Below are 3,742 nucleotides of genomic sequence, written 5' to 3' on the forward strand. Positions count from 1 at the left end.
AAGGATTGAATTAAAAGAATCTTGAGTGGGTGGAAAAAGGGAACGACGAGACGGGTCTATTGCCGAAAGCCGTGGCGGACGGCTTCCTCACCGCCCATTTTGGACTGAATGCTCGCCGCCGTTGATATTTTGGATCGATGCCCGGGCCCGTGTCCCTGAAACGGATGCACATCCATCCCTGCTGGGAAGAAGCGCCGCCGCGCCCGGAAAAGGAAACATCATTTTCAAAAGACACTTCGACAGTCAGTTCCCCGCCTGCAGCCATGGCCTGCACTCCATTGAGGAGAAGATTGTGGAACGCCTTAACCAGCTGATCTGCGTCGGCTCTCAGGCAGGGTAAAGAGGGATCGAATCGGCTGTTGAAAACGATGCCGTGCTCGGAAAAATCTCCTTCGAACAATTCCACGCACTGCTCGATCAGGGATCTCACATCGACCCATGTCATGTGATATTTGGGTTCTCGAGACAATTCCAGGAGATCGCTCACCAGACGGTTGATCCTTTCCAGTTCGCGGGGCACCGTTCGGTTGAATTTCTCCAGAAAGCCCGGTTTTTCAACCTTACGCGGCAAGAGCTGAACAAAGGTTTTGATGGCGGAAAGTGGGTTCCTGATTTCGTGGGCCATGCCTGCAGCAAGGGTTCCCAAAGCGGCGAGACGCTCGGCCTGCCGAATGCGGGCTTCCAGCTTCTTGAACTCCGTAATGTCGTGCAGGTTGGTGATGAGCTCATCGAGGGTCCCGTCTTTCCCCCACAGGGGACTGCAGCTGGCAAGGATAACCTGCGTTTCCGACCCTCTCTCCACCATGATCTCATGCTGCACGGTTCCCACGGGGTCGCGGAGATTTTCTTCGATGAAATCCCTCAGTGAGAGCGCCTCCTCCAGCAGTTCGAAGACCGAGCCCCCTTTCTCCACGGACTGTTTCACGCCCAGCAACCGACACGCGGCTGGATTGATTGTGGCAACTCTTCCCGTGTGATCGACGGAAAGGAGCCCATCACTCATGGTGATCAGAAGATTTTCTGTATAGCGCTGCAGATGCTGGATCTCTTTCAATTGGAGCTCGAGCTGTTTTCTTTGCTGGAGAATTTCTCGAATCATGATGGAGAAATTGGAAGCCAGGACCTCCACTTCATCTCCCGTATGGACCTCGATTTCCTGATGCAGACGGCCTTGTGCGGCTTCCAGGGTGACCTCCGTCAGGTATCCGAGAGGCCGGGTGATCCGGCGCGCCACGAGACCCGCCACGATGATTCCAAACAGAAGCCCCACTCCACCAATGGCAACGATAATCCACTGCGTCAGGCGGATCTGCTGATACATGGGCTCCAGCGAAAGCAATACCCGCACCGTTCCCCACCGCAAATCAGAGCCCGGGACAGACACTGGAACAATGGCGTCCAGAACAGGTTTCTTACCGCTCTCTATGGTCTCTTTTTGACTCACTGGCTGCGAGGCAGCAATCGCGCTCCGGCTGGCCTCATCTTCCAGATACTTGCCCTGGAGATCCGCCCTTCCGCTGTATCCCGCCACACGCCCTTCCTTGTCGTGAATGATGACCGACACAATGTCCGGATCTTTGGCAGCTTCGTTGGCGGACTGTTCCAATAAAATATAGTTGTAGGTGACAAATGCCGCCTTGGAAATGGCCGCAAGACTTTGGGCGACGGCAAATCCTTTGCGCTCCACCTGGCTCCGGATGCTGTGACTTTGTTGGGTTACCAGGATGGCTGCGATCGTCCCAAGGAGGAGAATCAGCAGGAGGGAACTGAGCAGAATGAATCGGTACCTTAAAGGCACATAGCGGCGGGGGCTGGGGAGTTTATTACGTGAAAGCCATTTTTTCATAATCAATGGAAACTTCAATTCACAAGCTGCAGCTCATTTGATCCAGACGCCGTTGTATGCGACGGAATGAGTCCCTAAGGCACTGACTGCAATGCCTTTCACAAAAGGCTGGAAAATCGCGTCAATGCTCAGGTAACAAAGAGGAATCAAGGGATGGGATGCCAGGATCTTCTTCTGAATCTGCTGGTACATGGTGGAACGTTCGATGGGGTCCATGATGCTGACAGACCGCTGCAGCATAGCGTCCACCTCAGCATTTTTAAAGCGCATGAAATTGGTCTGTGAATTACTGGCGAAAAGAGGCTGAAGAAAATTATCCGGGTCGGGAATGTCGGCGAACCACGCATAACGATACAACTGCAGGGCGTCGGATTTCAAATACCGTTCGAACTCAGCCCAATCGGTAAGGTATTTAATATTGGCGGTGATTCCAAGGCGCGCCCAGGATTCTTGAACATACTTCAACTCGGCCTGTGCGATGACCGATTGACTATTGGAAACAATTTCAATGGGGCCAGAGTCCTTAATTTTCGACGCCAGGGGCTCTGGAATTTTCACGGCAGCAGGTCCATCGGCATCCGCCCGCGTGAATTCACTGTTTGGGAGATACCCCGGTAGGCCGGGCGGGATAAGGCTCAAGGCAAGCTCCAACTGCCCGCCGTATGCCTCTGAGACCAATTTTTGCCTGTCTATTGCTCGAAAAAGTAAATCTCGCAAAGCTGCGTCTTTCAGGAGAGGGTGTTGGCAGTTGAATCCGTAAAATTGAAGACTCAAAGACGGCCGGTGAACTCTCTGGAGATCCGTTCGATCCTTCAACTTCTGAAGAATCGTTTTAGAGACCGGCATTTCATGGAGTTTTCCATTTTCGAAATCAGCCAGCACCGCTTCGATGTTGATTCCCGGATAGACGATATAATCGATGGTATCCAGATAGGGTGGACCTCCATAATAGTCGCGAAATGCCGTCAATTGGATCTTCTCATTCTGCCGCCACTCAACAAACTTGAAAGGCCCACTTCCAACGGGCTCCCGCCCAAAGCCTGCTTCATTCTTCAAGACTTCTTCCTGGGGGACAATTTTCGCCTGATACATGCCAAGAGCCGTCAAGAAAGGCGCATACGGGTGTTCGAGGCGCATGAGTACCGTGTGATCATCGACAATGAGAATCCCATCGATGCGATCGGTCTTTTGCTCTAAATAGTTTTGAGCTCCAATGATTTTAAGAAGGTGGGGCAGAATGGCAGGAGGTGGATTGACTCGAATCAATCGGCTCAATGAAAAAACCACATCTTTTGCAGAGACTCGCTGACCATTGTGGAATCGAGCATCCTGGCGCAAAAGAAACCGATAAACGGTGCCCCCCTCTTCCACCCGCCAGTTTTCAGCGAGTGCGGGCAGGACATACAAATCCGGACTGAATCGAACCAATCCGTCAAACAGCTGCTGAACTACGGTTACTCCGTACATATCCTCCACATATGCAGGATCCAACGTACGGGGGTTGTTCAGCAAAGGAGCTCGGTAAACGCCTCCATACCGACTTTGCAATGCTTCAGGACTGACGCTTCTGGATTCCGTCGTTGCCTGGGGATTTTCCTGGGCCGGCAGTGGAGCGCCTATGAGCAACGTGACAGAGAGCCCTATGGCCAAAAGGAGGGCGCAAAGACGTTTCATCGGACGAAACTCCTACGGGAAGAAGGCTGTTCTTATTTTGTTTTTTCCATCTCTCGTTCCTCCTTTTACCAAACAATCCCTTTTTGACAAAAAGAAAAAGCACGAACTTGCAGGTTCGCGCCCTTCCGTTTTCAGCAGTTTGATCTTGTTGTTGAGCTCAGTGAGGGCGCAAAGACTAATTGCCCCCGCCGCCGCAGGCCATGACAGGAAGTACATAGGATA

At 52.3% G+C, this 3,742-nt stretch carries 3 protein-coding genes; all 3 read right to left on the bottom strand.

The window, feature by feature from the left end; translation table 11 throughout:
• Nucleotides 1-10: 10 nt before the first annotated feature.
• Nucleotides 11-1,846, bottom strand: coding sequence for a histidine kinase dimerization/phospho-acceptor domain-containing protein (locus tag MWC30_RS02480; RefSeq protein WP_244082572.1), 1,836 nt, complete (start codon nucleotides 1,844-1,846; stop codon nucleotides 11-13).
• 33 nt (nucleotides 1,847-1,879) lie between these two features.
• Nucleotides 1,880-3,520 (bottom strand): ABC transporter substrate-binding protein, encoded by a 1,641-nt coding sequence (locus tag MWC30_RS02485; RefSeq protein ID WP_244082573.1) that lies wholly within the window; start codon nucleotides 3,518-3,520, stop codon nucleotides 1,880-1,882.
• 12 nt (nucleotides 3,521-3,532) lie between these two features.
• Nucleotides 3,533-3,742, bottom strand: a 210-nt coding sequence (locus MWC30_RS02490; protein ID WP_244082574.1) for a hypothetical protein, incomplete at its 5' end; no start/stop codon positions are given.

This window comes from Desulforhabdus sp. TSK, assembly GCF_022836495.1.
GTDB lineage: Bacteria > Desulfobacterota > Syntrophobacteria > Syntrophobacterales > Syntrophobacteraceae > Desulforhabdus.

Coding starts and splice junctions, on each gene's coding strand:
- MWC30_RS02480 (WP_244082572.1), bottom strand. CDS start 1,846: ATGAAAAAATGGCTTTCACGTAATAAACTCCCCAGCCCCCGCCGCTAT.
- MWC30_RS02485 (WP_244082573.1), bottom strand. CDS start 3,520: ATGAAACGTCTTTGCGCCCTCCTTTTGGCCATAGGGCTCTCTGTCACG.